This window comes from Kordia sp. (assembly GCF_965283645.1).
Classification (GTDB): Bacteria; Bacteroidota; Bacteroidia; order Flavobacteriales; family Flavobacteriaceae; genus Kordia.
The window spans coordinates 296,064-317,412 of the sequence record NZ_CBDIPG010000001.1 but is presented as its reverse complement, the minus strand read 5'-3'; the positions used below and the strand labels follow the sequence as shown (position 1 = coordinate 317,412).

Sequence of the window (21,349 nt, the reverse complement as noted above, 5' to 3'; positions counted from 1 at the left end):
GTTAGGTTAAGTTCTCTACGTCATTGGAACGTCAACACTAATAGATGTTCCTTTACCTGGAACCGAGTTAATGGTAAATTGCCCATGTAGTAAAGTTACTCTTGATTTCATGTTTTTAAGTCCAATACCACTGCTTCTTTTTTCTTGATTAAAGCCAATTCCATCATCTTTGATGGTTAGAATAATATGATTATTGTTCTTTTTGAAATCTAGTATTACGTTTTTCGCTTTCGCGTATTTATTAATATTTTGGACAGATTCTTGTATAATTCGGTAAATATTGATCTTTATATGACCTGGAATATCTGTCCAAACAATACGATCATCATCCTCAATCTGGTATTTAAAGTTAGTTATTTTAGATTGTTCTTCCAAAAGATTTGCAATCATTGTACTATAACTCGTCGTTGTGTCAAAATTATCTAGCCCTAATTCGTGCGATATATTTCTTACTTCTTCCTCAATACTCTGAAGTTCATTGATATACTGCTCGCGAGTTTTTTTAGAATTTGAATCATCTTTTGCATTCAAACTTCCTAAACTGAGTCGTGTTCCAAACAATCGTCCGAGAATTCCATCATGAAGTTCTAGTGAAATACGTTCTTTTTCGCGTTTTCGTCCTTCTTCAATCTTGTCTTGTTGATCAATCATTAAGTTATAAATCTCCTCATTGGCACGTTGTTGCTGTTGTTCCATTTCCAACTCTTTGTTACGAGTTCGTTGTTGTGTAATGACATAAATTAGGAAACCAAAAAAGATAACTGCAGATGATATGGCAACAATCCAGTTGATTTTAAGGTTTAATTTTTTATTTTCACTTTTAACAACATCAGTTTCGTATTTAATCAAAGCAAATTTATTACGTGTTGTTCGTTCATTTTTAATTAAACTATCACTAAGCTTTATATATTTTTTTAAATAAATTGAGTTTTTATCATTAGTTGTTATGACTGCTAATAATTTGTATAAATCAAGTAAATGGTCATATGATTTAATTTCTTTTGCAAGCTCTTTTGCTTTATTTGCGTAATTAAAACTTTTAATAGTATCTTTTTGTGATAAGTAATATTCAGATAAATGTAGCTTATTAATCACGATGCCTGCAGAAATATCTAAATCTTCTCTGATCTTTAAAGCTTTATAAAATAAATCAGGTAATTCTGAAAAATCATTCATTTTAAATTTAGAATATGCAATGTTATCAGTTAAAGTAGCATATAACTTAGGATTTTTTATTTGTAAGCTATCAAAAGCTAAAGCTTTATTGTAATAATCTATTGCTTTAACATGATTTTCCTTTTCCCGATATACAATCCCAATGTTATTTAAAACCGTTGCTTCTAATATTTTCTTTTTTGGAATTCTCTTTAAAGTCTCTAATGCATCATTGTAATAACCGATAGCGTTTTCGTGGTCTTCTAAGTTATTAAAAATTATTCCCAAATTATTATAACACCTATACAAGCCGTCATAATCATCTAAAGCATTAAATACTTCAATAGCATTTGTTGTGGTTACTTGACTTCCTATATAATCTTTAACATTTTTTTGAAGCACTGCCATATTAAAAAGCATTTGCCCTGTAAGAAGTTGTTCCGATTTCAATTCATATATTTCTTTTGCTTTGTGATAATAATGATAGGAACTATCACTTTTAATTGTTTTAAGAAAACTACCTAATCTCCAATATGATCTAGCGATAGAAATAGAATCATTTAATTTTTCTGACAAATCTAAAGATTGTGATGTTGTTTTTCTGAACATCAAAGAGTCAGAGTTTTTTCTATATAAATTAGATAGTGATAAAATATATTCATTTCTTAATGTATCATTAGAAACTTTATAAGTAAGCTCTAATGCTTCATCAAGTTTTTGTTTTTTTACAATTTGAGGATATTTATCTTCTTTGATATTAGAAATTATAGAATCAAGAGAAATATTTTCCTGTGAGTAACTATTGCTACAAAAGCAAATGAGCATCAAACAACATACAATATTTTTTATATTAAATTTCATTAAACACATATACCATAAAAATAATAAAAACTATAGTAGATACTACTATAGTTTTTATTAAAATTCAATTAATAGAATAAACTCTATATTATCAAAATATTTTTAGTTGCCTGAATTAGTAGCGGCAGCTGTAGTAGCTGCTGTCGAAGGTGTACTAAGACCGCTGTCATCATAATCTTCATCATCTTCATCTCCAGTTCCAGTTACATTTTCAAATACGTTATCGTCACCTGCATCAGAAGTGCTGTTTGGCTCGCAAGCGATGAATCCTAAATTTATTACTACTAATAATGCGAATAATCCGAATACTTTTTTCATTTTTTTAATTTTAATTAAGTTATTTACTAGTTATTTTTCTTCTATTTTGTTAATCATTTTTTCCACTTATATTTCAAAAAAGCTGATCTTTAGTAATTTGTAAGTTATTACCGTAATAATCTTCCTATATTATTTCATAATTTCACTTAAAACTTATCATACATGTGTTAATTTTAAAAACGCAGATGACATTTGGTTTTTAGATAAAAATTAACAGAATTTCAATGCTTTTTTTGATTTAAATAAAGCTAACTATCTGATTATCAGTAATTGAAAATCAAAAGATTTTTAACTTGATTTATGAAATCAAGTTAAAATCAAAAATTGGGATTTCGTTATGGTTTTTCGGTAAAATAACTATGGGATAACAATACAATCTAGCCCAAATAATATTTTATATGGCTGTTTCGTAATTGTCCTAGGATGCGTATCTTCGCATTTTAAATTAAAAATAAACAAATGAAAGACGGATTATACGCAAAAATGCATACCTCTAAAGGTGAAATTCTATTGAGCCTAACTTTTAAGAGAACACCAGGAACAGTTGGAAACTTTGTAGCATTAGCTGAAGGTCAACTTGAAAATAATGCCAAAGAACAAGGAACTCCTTATTATGACGGATTAAAATTTCATAGAGTAATTCCTGATTTTATGATTCAAGGTGGTTGTCCACAAGGAACAGGAACTGGAAGTCCAGGGTATACTTTTGATGACGAATTTCATCCAGAATTAACACACAATGCGCCAGGTGTACTTTCGATGGCAAATGCTGGTCCAGGAACTAATGGAAGTCAGTTTTTCATCACACACGTTGAAACTCCATGGTTAGACGGAAAACATACTGTTTTTGGAAATGTAGCACATGGACAAGAAGTTGTAGACGCTATTGCACAAGGCGATACATTAGAAAAAGTAGAAATTGTTCGTGTCGGAGCTGAAGCTGAAGCGTTTAATGCTGTAGAATCTTTTAGATTGTTTGAAGGAGCAAAAGCAACACGTATTCAAGCAGCAAAAGAAAAGCAAGAAAAAGAATTGGAAGAAATCGCAACTGGTTTTGATAAAACAGAAAGCGGTTTACGCTACAAAATTATTCAAAAAGGAGATGGCGCTCAAGCAGAAAAAGGAAAAACAGTTTCTGTACATTATAAAGGAATGTTTCCTGATGGTGGCGTTTTTGATTCTTCTTATAAAAGAAATGAACCAATTGATTTTCCATTAGGACAAGGAAATGTAATTCCAGGTTGGGACGAAGGAATAGCGTTATTGAAAATAGGAGACAAGGCGCGTTTTGTAATTCCTCCACACTTAGCATATGGAGAAAGAGGCGCTGGCGGTGTTATTCCACCAAATGCAACACTGATGTTCGATGTAGAATTGATGGATGTAAAATAAAAAATATATAAAACGCTCTGAAAATCTCAGAGCGTTTTTTTATACACTACATAGTTATGGATTTAGAAAAACTAAAATATCCTATCGGGAAAACACAAATTCCCAAACATATAACAACTGAGCACATTTCAGAATGGATTGCTGTTTTAGAAAATTTTCCAGAGAAATTAAAAACATTGGTTGTTCACCTTTCCTCAACACAATTAGATACACGATATCGTCCAGAAGGTTGGACAATCAGACAAGTGATTCATCATCTTTCAGACAGTCATCACAATAGTTACACACGATTCAAATGGACATTAACGGAAGACAAACCTGTAATTAAAGCATATTATGAAAATCGCTGGGCAGAATTATTTGATAGTAAAAACGCACCAATTCAACTTTCATTAGACACATTAACAGCTTTGCATGCAAAATGGGTGTATTTTTTAAAAGGTTTGAATGATGATGATTTAAATCAAATTTTCATTCATCCAGATGGAAATGAAGAAGTATCTCTTAAAGAAAACATAGGAATCTACGCATGGCATTGCAATCACCATTATGCGCATATTGAACAATTGATGATTCGTAAAGGTTGGAAGTAATGAAATTATGAATACTGAATGCTACATTTTGAATGTAAAAGTTTTTCTTTTCACAACTCATTTACGCAAAAAACCTAAGAAATCCACTTAATTCCACAACCAATACTCGGTTTCTGAACTTCAGAAATTTGTTCTCCTTTTAGTAATGAGTCTAGTGCTGATCGCATATCTTTTCCAGTAACGGGAATTCCATTATTGGGACGCGAATCGTCTAATTGACCTCTGTAAACTAATTTTAATTTTTCATCAAAAATATAGAAATCTGGTGTGCATGCCGCATCATATCTATGCGCAACTTGCTGTGTTTCATCATACAAATACACAAAAGGGAATTTATGCTTTTTAGCATTTTTTCGCATCAAATCAGGTGAGTCAGCTGGGTAATTCCGAACATCATTGCTAGAAATCGCTATAAAACCAATTCCTTTTGACATGTAATCATTTGCCAATTTCACAATACCTTCATTCACATGAATCACAAATGGACAATGATTGCAAATAAACATAATAACAGTTCCTTTAGTTCCTTTTTCTTGCGTCAGAAAAACATTTTCTCCTGAAACAGTATCGTATAACATAAAATCTGGTGCTTTCGTTCCTAAAGAAAGCATGTTGGAAGGTGTAAGTGCCATTTGATATATCGTTTTTATGGTTTAAATTTACTCAAAAAAATACAATGGGCGACTTAACTTGGAATGATTTTGAAAAAATAGACATGCGTATCGGGACAATTATTGAAGTTAATGATTTTCCAAAAGCCAGAAAACCAGCGTATCAACTCACAATTGATTTTGGTGAGAAAATCGGAATTCGTAAATCATCCGCACAAATTACAAAACGTTATTCGCAAGAAGAATTGATTGGAAAACAAATTATGGCAGTTGTAAATTTCCCTAAAAAACAGATTGCTAATTTCTTTTCAGAATGTTTAGTTATGGGCGCAGTTGATAATGATGATGTTATTTTGATGCAACCTTCTGCTAAAATTCCAAATGGTTTAAAAATCTCGTAAAAATCTAGATGTTAAGTGCTAAATGTTGAATTTTAAATTAATTTAACTTACAACTTACAACTTACAACTTACAACTTACAACTTACAACTTACAACTCACAACTCACAACTCACAACTCAACCTACATCATTCCCGAAAAGAAAATTGCATTCATCAATAACTTATTGGTTCCGTACCAAAATGCTCTAAAGTTTGTATTATCTGTAAAAACAATCACACGTCCACTTCCCATTCTCGTTGTCTGAAAAGGAACACTGTTTTTTAAAAGTTCTAAGTTTTCTTCTGAAATATATCCGCTTAACAAAGGAGTATTAGTATACTGAATTGGATTGTTATAACTTCTTTCATTTGGATTTATAAATAATGTTGTATTTCTAAACATTGGCAATTCGTCATACATATACCCAAAATTAATTGGATGCGAACGATCAATTTTAGTATTAAAAATAGCGCCACCAATTACTTGTGCACCTCTATGATTTCCTTTAGCAGCAAATGAAACATTTTTTGATTCTATTCCAGTCTTTTTGAAATCTAAATTGATAAACTTCTTATTAGTTAAAAAACGACTTGCATTTCTATAGCCAATAAGAGTTCCTCCTTGTTGTACCCACGTTTTCAATTTACTAGTTTCATTAGTCGATAAAGAAAAAGTATTAGGTAAAATTATATGTGTATATTTTGATAAATTCATTCTACCAAAATTGCTTACATCTAGCTTTGTCAATGGAATTTCATAACGTTGATCAAATAAATGCCAAATTTCTCCAGCATCATATGAATTAATATTTCCGCCAATAATCATAGCAACTTTGATATCTTTTACAGCTTCAAAATTATTACTTCCCAAATCAATTCCTTCGGTCAAGCCAGAACGAACAGCCGTAATATTCATATGACTTTCTGCAGCGACCTTATTTAAAAATTGCTTCAACTCTTGCGCATTCAATTTTTGATTTTGCACAGGAATCATAATCGTTCCATAATCATAACTATTTCCCTCAAGTGTGAATGGTTTCATGGCAACTTTTGCTCGCAATCCTTTTGCTTTTATGTGTGCCAATGCTTTTGGTGAATAATACTCATTCCACTCAAAAACATACGCGTAAGTACCATTTCCAATAACGGTTCCTTTTGGAGCTTTTAACTCAGAAACAACGGTTCCTGCATTTGCTGTAGAATTTAATGCATCATATTGTAAATTGAACGCTAAAGGCAATGTCCATGCGGAAACATCATAAAATAAACTATCTTGAAACTGTGTGCGTTTTTCAAACATTGCAGTAATCAATCTACTTTGACGCTGATCAGTTGGAACAATAAAACTTGCCCCTTTTTTATACGTTTTCCCGTTGTGCGTAAAATCATTTTTTACTTCGTGAAATGTAATTTTATGTCGTTGTAGCATTTCTGCAAAATGAAATGTCTTTGCTGCGTCTTTTTCATCACCAAAAACAATTGCGTTTCCAAGTTGTGGCGATTTAAATTGTCCTGCATTTTTATAAAATGTTTGTTGATATTTTAAAATAGTCGGGCGCATATTTTTAGCAGCTTCTAACGTAGACAAAGCCGCTGTAAATTGATTTCTTATTGCAAACGGAAACGTAATCAAACCATTTTCACTTTCTTGCACATGTCCGCGCGCACTTCCTTGTTCAAACAAAATTCCGATACTTCCATTAATATCTGGAAACGTAGAGCCTTTTCCATAATAGAAATCATCAAAACTTTCTTCTGTATAATATAATGAACCAATTTTGTCAAAAGCTTTTGCGTGGTATGTTGCAATTTCTTTGGTTAAATCTTGATTCATTTGTGGTGTTAATGGATGTGTTCGCGACGGAATTCCAGGTTGAAAGAAAAACGTAGAATTTGAACCCATTTCATGATGATCTGTCAAAATATTTGGCATCCAACTATGAAACGATTTAATACGTGCTTGCGATTCTGGCAATTGTGTAGGCAACCAATCTCTGTTCATGTCAAACCAATAATGATTTGTGCGTCCGCGCGGCCAAGCTTCTGCAAATTCTCTATCTTGCGGATCGGAAATTAAATGTTCACTTTTATGCTGATTTACCCAACTCGCAAAACGTTGTAAGCCATCCGGATTGTAAGAAGGATCTAAAAGTATAACAGTCGTAGCTAATAAATTATCAATTGCTGTTCCTTCAGCGGCGGCCAAATAATAGGCGAGGAGTAATGCCGCATTACTTCCACTAGCTTCGTTTCCATGAATAGAAAAACCTTGATACACCACAATTGGCATGTTAGAAACATCTGTATTTCGACCGTCTCTTTCCGTTAATGCAAGATGTTCTTTACGAATGGTTTCAATATTTTGATGATTTTTTGGAGATGTAACTGTTAATAGTAACAACGGACGATCTTCAAACGTTTTACCACGATCTTCCAACGTAATTCTATCCGAACTATTCGCCAAGACTTTCATATACATCACCAATTTGTCATGTGTTACGTGCCATTTTCCAACTTCGTGACCAATCACGCTTTCTGGTGTTGGAATGTTTTTATTATACGTTACATCTTGTGGTAAATAGTATGAAAGAGAAGTTGCTTCTTGTGCATTCATCACAAATACACTTAGGAAAAGTACTGAAAATACGAGCTTAAAAAATCGAGACATATAATAGTTTTGATTGGTTTGAAACACAAAAATCAACTATTTGAGATTCAATTCAAAACGTGAATACCGTATTTAACAAAATTGAAGCGTTTCGTATCAAAATAATTTTGAGTGAAGTTCGTAAAATACGACTATACATTCTTTAAAAAGAACTTTGTAAGAATTAAATTATTCAAAAAGGGGATATTTCACCTGAAATACAGGTAAATTACTGATTGTTAGCTTGTTTTAATACTATAGCTTTGAGTATTACTAACAACTAATGTATCAAATTATGGAAAAAAATGATTTTGAAAACCGTCTCAAAAACCTGAGCTCAATGACCAAAGATGAGCATGTACAACTCCGAAATGAAATTATGCTAAATCGTCCAGAAATGTTAGAACCTTGGTGGTTTGATGTATCTTGTGACTTTGAGGTGTTAATGGTAGCAGATGGTATTATTAATTACGGACTTGGTGAATTTGGTTTGTCTAGCTTTTTAACCATCTTCAAACAAATGGAGCAAGAAAGTAACACCAATTTAAAACTTAAAGTTACGCTAGCACACAGAGAAAACCCTGGAAGTGTAGCTATGCAAGAGTCAAACCCAGATTTTGTTCGAACAATTGTAGACTTCAAATTTGACAATCCTGCGCATTTTGACCCAGAAAAATATGATCAAATTTGGCTAATGGGACATACTTCTAATCCGATTACCAAAGCTGAATTAACAGTAATTGATGACTTTATGGTGAAAGGCGGCGGCGTTTTTGCTACAGGCGATCACGGAAATATAGGTTCAGGTCTTTCAGGAAATGTTACTAGAGTAAAAGACATGCGCCATTGGGAAAATTTTGGTAATGGCGAAGTAAGTATGATAGGAGATAGAAGAAATGACACCAATAAACCACCAGAAGGCAATTTTTCCTCATATACCGTCGACGATCAAAAAGACGAATTGCCACAAGATATTCATACAAGATTATACGGAGCCTATCCTAATGTGTATCCGCATCCAGTATTGTCTATAAAGAGATCGATCAAACCTTCTGGAATCATCGATATTTTACCAGATCATCCGCATGAAGGTGAATGTAAGCCAGAAACTACATTTCATGTTAAAAATCCAAAAACGGGCTTAATTCATAAAATTAGAACGCAAACTATCGCAATATCATTTGTTCCTTCAGGAAATACTGGTGGATACAAATCACCAACACAACCACATTGTTTTCCTGCTGTTCACACCTTTGAAGGTCGCATAGCAGATGTTGGACGAATTGTGGTAGATTCTACTTGGCATCACTTTTTAAATATCAATCTTGAAGGTTTTGATGCGCAAACATTACAAGTTGTCTATCAATATCCGAAAAACATTACCAAGTGGATTGCCAAACATAGAAGACGATTGTGTCATTACATTCGATACACTATGTATACAATGCTTTCTGGGCGAGTTTTGGAAGCTAGTATTTTGGATATGAATATGAAGGCGGAAGAAATTCCTACGTCTGACTTATATATTATTGGAATGCATATGATAGATATTATTAGTTGTGAAGAATCTCCCGCAGAGGCACTTGACTTTTGTATTACAATGTTGCAATCAGTTGCGCCTGAATTGGCAGAAAAGTTAGATGTTTGGAATCAGGAACGTGATGCAAGTGAAGACGCAATTCACAATCAATTTGTTAATTATCAACCAATGGTAGGAACTGCTTTGGGAATGGGAATTGCGAGATTGAAAGATAAATTTGGAAATCCTAAAAGACGACTTACTGAAAAAGATGAAGCAATCATTCAAGAAGTATTTACAAAAGGAATGGAGGATGGACTTCAAAGATCAATGGAGTTATTTGAGAAAAAATTACGTTCGCTTGGTAGTATGCGTAAAAGAGCGCGTTAAAACAATCAAAGTAAATATCAGTTTAAAGAAATCGTCAATCATTGTATTGGCGATTTCTTTTATGAAATTGTAAAATCTATAATTACAAAATAATATATTTTCATTTAAATCAACCACAAATTAGTTAACATTCTAACACGGTCTAAGTTGTCTAAAAATAAATTATATTATCAACGCATAAATAGTATATTTGCACCACAAAATTTTTATCTATCACATGAAAGCTGGAATTGTAGGATTACCGAACGTTGGAAAATCAACCTTATTTAACTGTTTGTCAAGTGCGAAAGCACAAAGTGCAAACTTTCCATTTTGTACTATTGAGCCTAATTTAGGAGTTGTAAATGTACCAGACCTGAGACTTGAAAAGTTGGAAGAATTGGTTAATCCGCAACGTGTATTACCAGCAACTGTTGAGATTGTTGATATTGCCGGATTGGTTCGTGGTGCAAGTAAAGGAGAAGGTTTAGGAAATCAATTTCTTGGAAACATTCGCGAATGCAACGCCATCATGCACGTATTGCGTTGTTTTGATAATGACAATATTATTCATGTTGACGGAAGTGTTGATCCAATCAGAGATAAAGAAACAATTGATATTGAATTGCAGTTAAAAGACCTTGAAACTGTTGAAAAACGTTTAGAAAAGGTAAAAAGAGCCGCAAGAACAGGAAACAAAGAAGCACAAAAAGAAGAAGCTGTGCTTACGAAATTTAAAGATGCATTAGAGCAAGGAATATCTGCAAGAGCCGTAGAAGTAAACGAAGATGAAGCCGAACTCATGAAAGGTTTTCAATTGTTAACAGCAAAACCAATTTTATATGTATGTAATGTTGATGAAGCTGGAGCAAAATCAGGAAATGCATATGTAGAAAAAGTACGTGAAGCAATAAAAGATGAAGATGCAGAAATTATTGTATTAGCTGTCGGAACGGAAGCAGATATTGCAGAATTAGAAGACTATGAAGAGCGTCAATTATTTTTAGAAGACATCGGGTTGGAAGAAGCTGGCGTTTCAAGACTTATCAGATCAGCATATAAATTATTAGATTTACAAACCTATTTTACAGCTGGTGAAAAAGAAGTACGTGCATGGACAATTCCTATTGGAGCAACGGCACCACAAGCGGCTGGCGTCATTCATACAGACTTTGAAAAAGGATTCATTCGTGCAGAAGTGATCAAATACGATGATTATGTAACCTACGGAACAGAAGCCAAAGTAAAAGAAGCTGGAAAACTATCTGTAGAAGGAAAAGCATATGTTGTTAATGATGGCGACGTGATGCATTTCTTATTCAATGTATAAACAAAAAAAATGAAATAATATACTAAAACCTTCAAGTTAGACTTGAAGGTTTTTTTAGTGTCAATTTATAGGTTTGAGTGTTGTAAAATGATTTTATTTGATAATTATTTAATCTAAACTAATCATACTTTTATTGGATGAAATCTAGGAACACATTTTTATATGGAATCTGTATAGGTATTTTAGGAATTATACTGTTTTCTTCAAAAGCTGTCATGGTTAAATTAATGTACAACTATGAAGTAAATTCCTTAGATGCTTTATTGCTAAGAATGCTTTTTTCGTTTCCCATATATCTTGTGATTGCGTATCTATACAGAAACAAAGAAAATTCTGCTCCTACAACACACAAAGATTATGTATGGATACTAGTATTTGGATTTGTTGGCTATTATTTAGCGAGTTTGTTTGATTTTATTGGGCTAACTTATATAAAAGCAAGTCTTGAACGAATTATTTTGTTCTTATATCCTACCATTGTACTCTTATTAAATCGTTTGTTCTTAAAAACAAAAATAACAGCTAAGCAACTGCTTGTAATTGGTATAACGTATATAGGAATCATCATTGCGTTTGGACAAGAAGTTCAATTTTCTGGAAACGACACATACATTGGAGGTGCATTTATCTTATTAAGCGCATTCACTTATGCAGTATACTTAGTAGGAAGCGGTTGGTTAATTCCAAAATTTGGCGTTGTAAAATTTACTGCATATGTTATGTTGGTTTCTTGTATATGTGTATTTGTTCATTATGGAATAGCGGGAAGTTTTGATATCTTCAATTTTTCGTGGGAAGTATACCTATTAGGATTCCTAATCGCGTTATTTGCTACTGTAATTCCTTCATTTTTGGTTTCAGAATCTATAAAGCGGATAAGCTCTTCAAACTTTGCTATTATTGCAGCAATCGGACCTATTGCTACCATAATTTTGGCGGTTCTATTTTTAGGAGAAAAACTAAGCCTTTTACAGTATTTTGGCGCGCTGATTGTTATTTTGGGAATCGTATTGATTAATTTAAAGAAAAAAAAACCTTAAACCTTCTAAAGCCTTCGAAATCTGCCATTCATGAGTTCATTAATTTTCTATGTACAATTGTAATATTAAAATTAACAGCGCAATTCACACAAAACAGCTTTAAAAAGTAATAGAAAACATTAAGATTTTTATAATATTACAGTAATCATTTAGATACATGCTAGTCGTACTTTTACGGTATAACCAAATAAATCATAATACCATGAAAAAAATTACCTATGTATTAAGCGCATTACTTATGTTTTTCGCCGTACAAACACAAGCGCAGCAATCTGTAATTGACGATTTAGATGAAACATTTGATTCCGCAGACGTAATTCGTATTGAAGCCAAAAGAGTAAAAGCCGCTTTAAAAACCTTAACAGTTGATTATTTAGTAAACAACAACGTAAATGCTGATGTTGCTACATATCTTCAAGTTATGGATGTAAGCATGGAAGTTGTTGAAGAGTTCAGTGATGAAGTAATTTATTACATCGGACAAGCCGCGCAAGGAAACAGTAACATTGATCCTGCAAGTATTCAAAGCAAAGCTTCTACCATTGAAGGAAACGAAGATTTTGTTCGTATCAAAAGTGCTGCATTAGCAACTGCAATTCAGCAAAATAACAGAAATACGGCGCGTCAGTTAATTCGTGAAATTAGAACTTTACTAAACAATCAAATTAATTTAGCAAAAGAAATTAAAACGGAAGCAACTGCGCTAAAATCATTGGCAATTACGTACAATGTACGTATAGAATTAGTGGATGAAAATTCAGGTGCGTCAGTTCCAGCAGGAACACTACCTGGCTATGCGGCTACAAATCAAGCAACGGGAGAAATTTTTTACACAGACCGTTACAACTTTGATAGCTTTTCAAACTTGCCAGCAGGAACGTATCGTTTTGATGCGTATGATGGATATTTTGATGGTGCATCAAGTGTCATCTTAACCTTAGATCCAAGCTTAGTTGATAACAATGGAGAAGCCGTTGTAACACTTAGCTATTGGTCAGAATAACCAGAATAATTCATAATACTTTAAAAAAGCGCAATATTTACAAAAATATTGCGCTTTTTGTTGATTATTTTCGGGCGTTCCTGTTTTATTTTTTGATGGTAAGTGTTATATTAGCATCCAACCCTAATACTACTTCAATCCATGGATGGAAACACACAATATACCGAAGATAATATACGTTCACTTGACTGGAAAGAGCATATTCGTATGCGTCCTGGAATGTATATCGGAAAATTGGGTGATGGATCTTCTGCCGATGACGGAATCTATATTCTTGTAAAAGAAGTACTAGACAACTCCATTGATGAATATGTCATGGGCGCAGGAAAAACAATTGAAGTTTCCATTCAAGGAACAAAAGTAATTGTTCGTGATTATGGTCGTGGAATTCCATTAGGAAAAGTAGTAGACGTAGTTTCCAAAATGAACACAGGAGGAAAATACGATTCCAAAGCCTTTAAAAAATCTGTGGGTTTAAATGGTGTTGGTACAAAAGCCGTAAACGCATTATCTTCATACTTTAGAGTAGAATCTTCTCGTGATGGAAAATCGAGCGCTGCAGAATTTGCTCAGGGAAATTTAACCGATCAAGAATTTTTAGACGAAACTTCTAGAAGACGCGGAACAAAAGTAACATTCGTTCCAGATGAAGTAATCTTTAAAAACTATAAATTTAGAACAGAATACGTTGCAAAAATGCTTCGTAACTATGTCTATCTAAACAGAGGATTAACAATTCTTTTCAATGGAGAGAAATTCTTCTCTGAAAATGGTTTAAAAGATCTTTTGGAAGATAACAACAACAAAGAAGACATGCTATATCCTATCATTCACTTAGAAGGTGATGATATTGAAGTAGCCATAACCCATAGTAAAACCCAATACAGCGAAGAATATCATTCGTTTGTAAACGGACAACATACCACACAAGGTGGAACGCACCAATCAGCATTTAGAGAAGCCATTGTAAAAACAATTCGTGATTTCTACGGAAAAAGCTTTGAAGCGTCTGATGTGCGTAAATCAATTATTTCTGCAGTAAGCATTAAAGTAATGGAACCTGTTTTTGAATCACAAACGAAAACAAAATTGGGTTCTACCGAAATGGGCGGAAAATTACCAACAGTTCGTACTTATATCAATGATTTTGTTGGAAAATACTTAGATAATTATTTACATAAAAACCCGGATACAGCTGATAAAATACAACGTAAAATTCTGCAAGCAGAACGTGAACGTAAAGAATTATCAGGCATTCGAAAATTAGCCAAAGAACGTGCTAAAAAAGCAAGTTTACACAATAAAAAATTACGTGATTGTAGAGTTCATTTAGGAGATATAAAAAAAGATAGACGTTTAGAATCTACGTTATTTATCACCGAGGGAGATTCTGCATCAGGTTCCATCACAAAATCAAGAGATGTTAATACACAAGCTGTATTTAGTTTGCGTGGAAAGCCATTGAACTCGTATGCAATGTCAAAAAAGATTGTATATGAAAATGAAGAATTCAATCTATTGCAAGCGGCTTTAAACATTGAAGAATCTATGGAGGATTTGCGATACAACAACATTGTAATCGCAACTGATGCCGATGTGGATGGAATGCACATTCGATTACTTTTAATTACCTTCTTTTTACAGTTCTTTCCAGAATTGATAAAAGAAGGACATTTGTACATCCTACAAACACCATTATTTAGAGTTCGAAACAAAAAAGAAACATTTTATTGTTACAGTCAAGAAGAAAAACAAACCGCCATATTAAAATTATCTGGGAAACCAGAAATCACACGATTTAAGGGATTGGGAGAAATATCTCCTGACGAATTTAAGCATTTCATAGGTGACGACATTCGCTTAGATCCTGTAATGCTAGATCGTGAAACGTCCATTGAAGAATTATTAAAATTCTACATGGGTAAAAATACCCCGAACAGACAAGAGTTTATAATTAACAATCTAAAGGTAGAGTTAGACCTTATAGAAGAAAAATAATCGGGTATATGCGATTTGATAACGCACAAACAAAAAAGTGGATTCCTTTTCTCTACTTTTTCTTAACAATGGCGAGTATTTTGGCCATACTGTATATTATCTTTTTCCAGGATGAATTCAATCAAGGAAAACTATGGTATGTAATTCCTTTATGTTTACTAATAACTTTAGGAATCGTATACAGTACTGCCAAATATTTTGAATTTGATAGTGATGGAAATGTATTAACGTTCATAAATAAAGGATTATTTATCTCAAACTTTATCAATTATAGAGAACAACGAGCTGAATTTCCAAAGGAAAAACTAAAACGGTATCGCATACAAAATTACATAGTTTTCTGTAAGCTATATATCTATGTCAAATCGAAAAGTAACAAAACAAAACGATTACAATTCAATATTTCATTATTGAGTAGTAGAAAAAGAAAAGCATTAAAACAATCATTAGACAAAGTCTTAAAGCATAATAACGCAGTTTCTTAATGGAAGAAAATAACGAATTACATGCTGAGAATCAGCAACAAGAAAACAATCCGCAAGATACCATTACTAAAGTTACAGGCATGTACAAGGACTGGTTTTTGGACTATGCCTCTTATGTGATTTTAGAAAGAGCAGTTCCAGCAATTGAAGATGGTTTTAAACCTGTACAACGTCGTATCATGCACTCTATGAAAGATTTAGATGATGGTCGTTATAACAAAGTTGCCAATATTGTTGGACATACAATGCAGTATCATCCACACGGTGATGCAAGTATTGCTGATGCAATGGTTCAAATTGGGCAAAAAGATTTATTGATTGATGCACAAGGAAACTGGGGAAACATTCTCACAGGTGACAGAGCGGCGGCTTCGCGTTATATTGAGGCACGTTTGTCTAAATTTGCGTTGGAAGTAGTATTCAGTCCAAAAATTACAAATTGGCAATTATCCTATGATGGTCGTAAAAATGAACCCATCAATCTGCCTGTAAAATTTCCATTACTATTAGCGCAAGGTGCAGAAGGAATTGCCGTTGGTTTATCTACCAAAATATTACCACATAACTTTTTAGAACTTATTGACGCTTCCATCAAACATTTACAAGGAAAGCGTTTTACCATATTACCTGATTTTCCAACTTCGGGAATCATGGATGCAAGCAATTATAATGATGGTTTGCGTGGTGGAAAAATTCGCGTACGCGCAAAAATTTCACAATTAGACAAAAATACCTTGGTCATTACTGAAATTCCTTTCGGAACAAATACAACTTCATTAATCGAATCGATTCTGAAAGCAAATGACAAAGGAAAAATAAAGATTAAGAAAATTGAAGATAATACTGCCGCAGATGTTGAAATATTAGTGCATTTACCCAATAATATCTCGCCAGATAAAACAATTGATGCGTTGTATGCTTTTACAAATTGTGAAAGTTCTATATCGCCGTTAGGTTGTATCATTTACGATAACAAACCTTTATTTATTGGTGTTTCGGAAATGTTGCGACGTTCAACAGATCATTCTGTAGAATTGTTAAAAGCAGAATTAGAAATTCAATTAGCTGAACTGCAAGAACAATGGCATTTTGCTTCGTTAGAGCGAATTTTCATTGAAAACAGAATCTATCGTGAAATAGAAGAAGAAGAAACTTGGGAAGGTGTCATAAATGCAATCGATGAAGGTTTAAAACCACACATTACACATTTAAAACGTGCTGTAACGGTTGAAGACATTACACGTTTGACAGAAATTCGAATCAAACGTATCTCTAAATTTGATATTGACAAAGCACAACAAAAAATTGATGCGTTAGAAGAATCAATTGCTGAAGTGAAGCATCATTTGGCAAATTTAATAACGTTTGCTATTGATTATTTTACACGATTAAGAAAGCAATACGGAGAAGGAAAAGAGCGCAAAACAGAAATCAGAATCTTTGATGATGTAGACGCTCGAAAAGTTGTAATTAGAAACACAAAACTTTATGTAAATAGGGAAGAAGGTTTCATTGGAACTTCTTTAAAGAAAGATGAATACGTAGCGGATTGTGCTGATATTGATGATATTATCGTATTTACACGAGATGGTAAAATGCAAGTTACACGTGTAGATTCGAAAACATTTATTGGTAAAAACATCATTCATGTCGCCATCTTTAAGAAAAAAGACAAACGCACCGTTTATAACATGATTTATCGTGATGGAAAAGGCGGTGCAAGTTATATAAAACGATTTGCAGTTACTTCAATTACACGTGACAAAGAATACGATTTAACACAAGGAAATAAAGGTTCTATGGTTACGTATTTTTCTGCAAATCCTAATGGAGAAGCTGAAGTTGTAACAGTTTTATTGCGCCAAGCTGGAAGCATTAAAAAGCTTAAATGGGATATTGATTTTGCCGATTTATCCATAAAAGGTCGTGGTGTAAAAGGTAATATTGTAACAAAATATTCCATCAAACGTATTGAGCTCAAAGAAAAAGGAGTTTCTACTTTAAAACCGCGTAAAATATGGTTTGATGATACAGTTCAACGTTTAAATGTAGACGAAAGAGGCGAATTGATCGGCGAATTTAGAGGTGAAGATCGTCTGCTAATCATCAATCAAAAAGGAGAATTAAAAACAATTCTTCCAGAATTAACAGCACATTTTGATAGCTATATGATTGTCTTAGAAAAATGGAATCCTAAAAAACCAATTTCTGCTATCTATTTTGATGGAGAAAAAGAACGGTATTATGTAAAACGTTTCTTGGTTGAAAACACTTCCAAAGTAGAACAATTCATTACCGATCATCCAAAATCACAATTAGAAATTGTAATGACCGATTGGCGACCAATGGCGGAAATAGTTTTTTACAAACAACGTGGAAAAGATCAAAAGCCAAACATGGAAGTGAATTTAGAAGAATTCATCTCAGTAAAAGGAATAAAAGCGCTTGGAAATCAACTTACAACTGACAAAGTTCGACAAATAAATACGTTGGATTCATTGCCATATGAAGAGGAAAAAGAAGTGCCTGCGGAAGAAATAGAAGTGGTTGATGAAGAAACTGTAAAAGGTGATGAAAGTGGAGAAAAACCTTCTGGTGATGGACAAATCGGTTTGTTTTAATGCTAAAACCTAGTGTATTGATATAATCTCAATCGTATCGATTTTATTATTTTTGTTCTCAAAAGTCCAATGACCATTCATAAGAGTGATATTTGAAATTGATGTACAATCATGATACATTGCAATTTCATTTGATAAGACATAATGTTCGTTTTTGACCATTAATTTAGATACGATCATGACACCATTTTTGTTTGTTTCGCCCAAAATCACATGCTGATCTGTATCATTTATTTTATCTGTTAACACTTCAATTGTGAGTTCTTTTATCTGTATGCTGTTACTTTTTTGAGCTATTTCGTTTCTTTCCAATAGGGCATTCCAGACATCTTTGATATTTTCGAACGAATACATATTCTCAGTTGTATCAAAAAAACGATATGATTCTTTGTCATCGTCTTTTTGTGTTGAATGTTTACAACAGGGAAACCTTAGTATATGTATGAAAATCAGGGATATATTATGTTTCATGCAAAAGGTAGTTAAAGGGTTTCCTAATAAATTTAAGCTAAAAATTATCCACTTTTCCCTTTCGCTTTCTAAAACCCGCGTTACAACTTCTAAAAAACATTTTAAACCAAATTTTTGAGAGATAACAACTTTATTAGTTTAATATAAAAACCCAGACACTGTATCTTAAGTTATTAAAATTAACTAATTGTCAGCGTAAAGTAGAGAACTTACGTGAATTCAAAGTTTTAATTAAATTTCGATAGCTCTATATTATCCTGTAGTATTTTTTTTAGTTTACAGGCTTTATTTCTACGATATAAGTTGAATTAAAAAATGTCAATCTTTGTTATAATTCATCAACATTTATCGGTATGGACAGTTTATTTACTAATAAATGCTACTTTGATTTTCACAAAGGCGTTACCTGAAAAGCCTTAATAGAGTAGGGATCATCAAAAAACAAATAAGTATGTTAAACAAAATTTTAAACGTAAAAAATGCGGAAACACTAACGAAAGAAACACAATCGAAAATTAATGGAGGAATTATGATTTATTGTGATAGAGATTCAGATTGTCCTCCAAATTGGGCATGTAGTGGCGGAGGTTTTTGCTGTCCTGATCACTACTAAGATTAAAAACAGCAGACAGTTTTAGGGAAAACTAGAAAGCGTCAATTCATATTTTGAATTGACGCTGTTTTTTTGAATTAGTAAATGATTTTATTTTTTAATTACGGAATAAGCCAATGTCCATGAAAAGCAGTTTCAAAAATAGCAAATGCAAGCAACCATTTTTCTTCTTCTAAAGTAGGTTGTTCATTTTCTGAAATTGTTATGATTGGCGTTCCAAATCCTAAAGTATCAAATACAGAACTTACCGAATGTCCGTACGGAATATCATCATAATTTGGAGCCACATTTATGGTTGCTAACTGTCTGTTGTTTAGCTGTAATGGAAACAATCCTTCACCCAAACGATGATTTGTTTTTTTGAAAAATTCTATTTGAAAAGAAGCTTTTATCGGATGTTTTGCTTTACCAATTGCTTGATTAGTATCATCATAAATAATACCTTCTTTATCAAATCGACCTAAAAGTACATTGTCACAATAAAACGTAGCTTCCAAACCTGTAAATTCAAAATAAAACGTTTGTTTTTTGGTCATAGCATACATATGACCTTTGGTGTACATACCGCGTTCAATGCGCTCAAAAGCTACAATTGGTTTGCGATTTTCATTAAAAATAGTTCCAGAAAGTTTGTAATATGTAACAGCTTTTCTATAGTTAAACTCCATTGCATCTGTTACTTGCGCATACATATTTGCTTTGTGCGGACTTAAGTTTTTACGACTTTTAGTAACGTTTTCGTACATTACTTTCTTTTCATTTTCAATAAATTTGGCAGTTTTTGGTTCTGTAGCTTTTTTAATGATAAAAGCAATTAAAACTACAAATCCGCCAACAACTAAAATCCCAAAAATGATAAAAACGATGAAAAATGTGCCCATGTAAAGTGTGAGTTTGTTTATAAACTTAGTGTCATTCCTGTGTAGACAGGAATTCAAAAATACAAAAAGTATGGATGCTCAACTTACTCAAAACAGTCAATTTTATTAAATTCTGGATTTTAAAAAATTCGCTTCAAAAATCCTTTTCTGTTTTCGCTAATTTTACGCAAAACGGCTTCTTCTTCAAATTTGTAGATTATAATTGAAGTTGGATTTCCTAACAAATCAATTTCCGAATTGTCATGCGCATCAATCGTAACCTTTTCTGTAGCATTGATTACAATTTTTGCTTGTTCGGTAGCTGTAACGCTGATTTCTTTTGCAGTAAATAATGGTGTGACAAATTCGCCTCTTTCTTTTACTTCTAAAAATAAACTATCTGTTTTTCCTTCTAACTGAACATTTGCAAACTCTACTTGCGACGTTACTTTGGTAGCTGTTACTTTTGCTTTTACTTTAGAATTTTCAAATGCTGTTAAAATTAATTCGTTGGTGTCAATTTCATAGCGTTGTTCTGCTTTTCCATAACTATTGATGGCTAACGAATCTGATTTTATCTTTAAATCCAACTCAGAATCGCCCATAGCATTGATTTCTGCTTTGTTGATATTCAATGTAGTTAATGATTTCAATTCCGCATCACTTTCTACATGAATACGTTCCAAATTTTCAGAAATGGTTACAAATATTTCAAGCTTTTTGCTACTTCTAATTTCTTTTGATGTTGAAATGCTTAGTGTTCCATTCACAACATCAATATTGAATACTTCATGAAGGTTCTCATCAGTATTGACTTCCACTTGTGGCGTAGTTCCGTTGATTAATACAATTTCTAAGTCTTCTTTAATTTCAAGTGTTGTAAACGGATCCAATTCATAAATCACGGTTGTTACTTCACGATTTCCTTTAATTTTTTCTTTTTTCTGTGCGAAAGTTGAAATTGTAACCAATAGGAGGAATGCTGTTGCTATATAGTGTTTCATATCTTTTAGTTTGATGATGTAAAAATAGTACTTCAACTTCGCATGATGCAAATCGTTGCTGTTTTTTTAGTAGAAAGT

General features: G+C 32.7%; 18 protein-coding genes. 11 read left to right on the top strand and 7 right to left on the bottom strand.

Features of this window, described 5'->3' with window-relative positions:
* Positions 1-15 precede the first annotated feature (15 nt).
* Positions 16-2,016, bottom strand: a complete 2,001-nt coding sequence (locus ACQ654_RS01415; RefSeq protein ID WP_430408526.1) for a tetratricopeptide repeat-containing sensor histidine kinase — start codon at positions 2,014-2,016, stop codon at positions 16-18.
* A 102-nt stretch (positions 2,017-2,118) separates the two neighbouring features.
* Complete coding sequence (locus tag ACQ654_RS01410) at positions 2,119-2,334, bottom strand: hypothetical protein (protein WP_430408525.1); 216 nt, start codon at positions 2,332-2,334, stop codon at positions 2,119-2,121.
* A 459-nt stretch (positions 2,335-2,793) separates the two neighbouring features.
* Between ACQ654_RS01410 and ACQ654_RS01405 the strand changes: the two genes are divergently transcribed.
* Together ACQ654_RS01405 and ACQ654_RS01400 are read left to right on the top strand one after the other, a co-directional pair.
* Entirely contained in the window at positions 2,794-3,726 is a 933-nt protein-coding gene (locus ACQ654_RS01405) for a peptidylprolyl isomerase (RefSeq protein ID WP_430408524.1), read from the top strand.
* 56 nt (positions 3,727-3,782) lie between these two features.
* Complete coding sequence (locus ACQ654_RS01400) at positions 3,783-4,319, top strand: YfiT family bacillithiol transferase (protein ID WP_430408523.1); 537 nt, start codon at positions 3,783-3,785, stop codon at positions 4,317-4,319.
* Between the two features lie 74 nt (positions 4,320-4,393).
* Here ACQ654_RS01400 and ACQ654_RS01395 read toward each other — a convergent pair whose 3' ends face one another.
* Positions 4,394-4,951 carry a thioredoxin family protein gene (locus tag ACQ654_RS01395; protein ID WP_430408522.1) on the bottom strand — a complete coding sequence of 186 codons (558 nt, stop codon included), beginning with the start codon at positions 4,949-4,951 and terminating at the stop codon, positions 4,394-4,396.
* Between the two features lie 44 nt (positions 4,952-4,995).
* Between ACQ654_RS01395 and ACQ654_RS01390 the strand changes: the two genes are divergently transcribed.
* The gene (locus ACQ654_RS01390; protein ID WP_430408521.1) at positions 4,996-5,331 is read left to right on the top strand and encodes a tRNA-binding protein; all 336 of its coding nucleotides are present in this window, start codon (positions 4,996-4,998) and stop codon (positions 5,329-5,331) included.
* Between the two features lie 122 nt (positions 5,332-5,453).
* Here ACQ654_RS01390 and ACQ654_RS01385 read toward each other — a convergent pair whose 3' ends face one another.
* Positions 5,454-7,979, bottom strand: coding sequence for a M14 family metallopeptidase (locus ACQ654_RS01385; protein WP_430408520.1), 2,526 nt, complete (start codon positions 7,977-7,979; stop codon positions 5,454-5,456).
* Between the two features lie 274 nt (positions 7,980-8,253).
* Between ACQ654_RS01385 and ACQ654_RS01380 the strand changes: the two genes are divergently transcribed.
* The 7 genes from ACQ654_RS01380 (at position 8,254) to ACQ654_RS01350 (ending at position 18,323) form a co-directional block, all read left to right on the top strand.
* Positions 8,254-9,867 carry a hypothetical protein gene (locus ACQ654_RS01380; RefSeq protein ID WP_430408519.1) on the top strand — a complete coding sequence of 538 codons (1,614 nt, stop codon included), beginning with the start codon at positions 8,254-8,256 and terminating at the stop codon, positions 9,865-9,867.
* Positions 9,868-10,084: 217 nt separating this feature from the next.
* Positions 10,085-11,176 (top strand): redox-regulated ATPase YchF, encoded by a 1,092-nt coding sequence (gene ychF, locus ACQ654_RS01375; protein WP_430408518.1) that lies wholly within the window; start codon positions 10,085-10,087, stop codon positions 11,174-11,176.
* A gap of 137 nt (positions 11,177-11,313) precedes the next feature.
* A complete protein-coding gene (locus ACQ654_RS01370) occupies positions 11,314-12,216 on the top strand; it encodes a DMT family transporter (RefSeq protein ID WP_430408517.1) in 903 nt (300 codons plus the stop codon).
* A gap of 202 nt (positions 12,217-12,418) precedes the next feature.
* Positions 12,419-13,219 carry a hypothetical protein gene (locus ACQ654_RS01365; protein ID WP_430408516.1) on the top strand — a complete coding sequence of 267 codons (801 nt, stop codon included), beginning with the start codon at positions 12,419-12,421 and terminating at the stop codon, positions 13,217-13,219.
* 141 nt (positions 13,220-13,360) lie between these two features.
* A complete protein-coding gene (locus ACQ654_RS01360; protein ID WP_430408515.1) occupies positions 13,361-15,217 on the top strand; it encodes a DNA topoisomerase IV subunit B in 1,857 nt (618 codons plus the stop codon).
* Between the two features lie 8 nt (positions 15,218-15,225).
* Positions 15,226-15,702 (top strand): hypothetical protein, encoded by a 477-nt coding sequence (locus tag ACQ654_RS01355; protein WP_430408514.1) that lies wholly within the window; start codon positions 15,226-15,228, stop codon positions 15,700-15,702.
* Positions 15,702-18,323: a DNA gyrase/topoisomerase IV subunit A gene (locus ACQ654_RS01350; protein WP_430408513.1), complete on the top strand. Its 2,622-nt coding sequence runs from the start codon at positions 15,702-15,704 to the stop codon at positions 18,321-18,323. The genes ACQ654_RS01355 and ACQ654_RS01350 overlap by 1 nt, the downstream gene beginning before the upstream one ends.
* A gap of 9 nt (positions 18,324-18,332) precedes the next feature.
* On the opposite strand, the gene ACQ654_RS01345 is transcribed toward ACQ654_RS01350, so the two are convergent.
* The gene (locus tag ACQ654_RS01345) at positions 18,333-18,677 is read right to left on the bottom strand and encodes a hypothetical protein (protein WP_430408512.1); all 345 of its coding nucleotides are present in this window, start codon (positions 18,675-18,677) and stop codon (positions 18,333-18,335) included.
* A gap of 568 nt (positions 18,678-19,245) precedes the next feature.
* Between ACQ654_RS01345 and ACQ654_RS01340 the strand changes: the two genes are divergently transcribed.
* The gene (locus ACQ654_RS01340) at positions 19,246-19,407 is read left to right on the top strand and encodes a hypothetical protein (RefSeq protein WP_430408511.1); all 162 of its coding nucleotides are present in this window, start codon (positions 19,246-19,248) and stop codon (positions 19,405-19,407) included.
* A gap of 101 nt (positions 19,408-19,508) precedes the next feature.
* Here the strand turns inward: ACQ654_RS01340 and ACQ654_RS01335 are convergent, their stop codons facing one another.
* A complete protein-coding gene (locus ACQ654_RS01335; protein WP_430408510.1) occupies positions 19,509-20,288 on the bottom strand; it encodes a hypothetical protein in 780 nt (259 codons plus the stop codon).
* A gap of 119 nt (positions 20,289-20,407) precedes the next feature.
* Positions 20,408-21,271 carry a GIN domain-containing protein gene (locus ACQ654_RS01330; protein WP_430408509.1) on the bottom strand — a complete coding sequence of 288 codons (864 nt, stop codon included), beginning with the start codon at positions 21,269-21,271 and terminating at the stop codon, positions 20,408-20,410.
* Positions 21,272-21,349 lie beyond the last annotated feature (78 nt).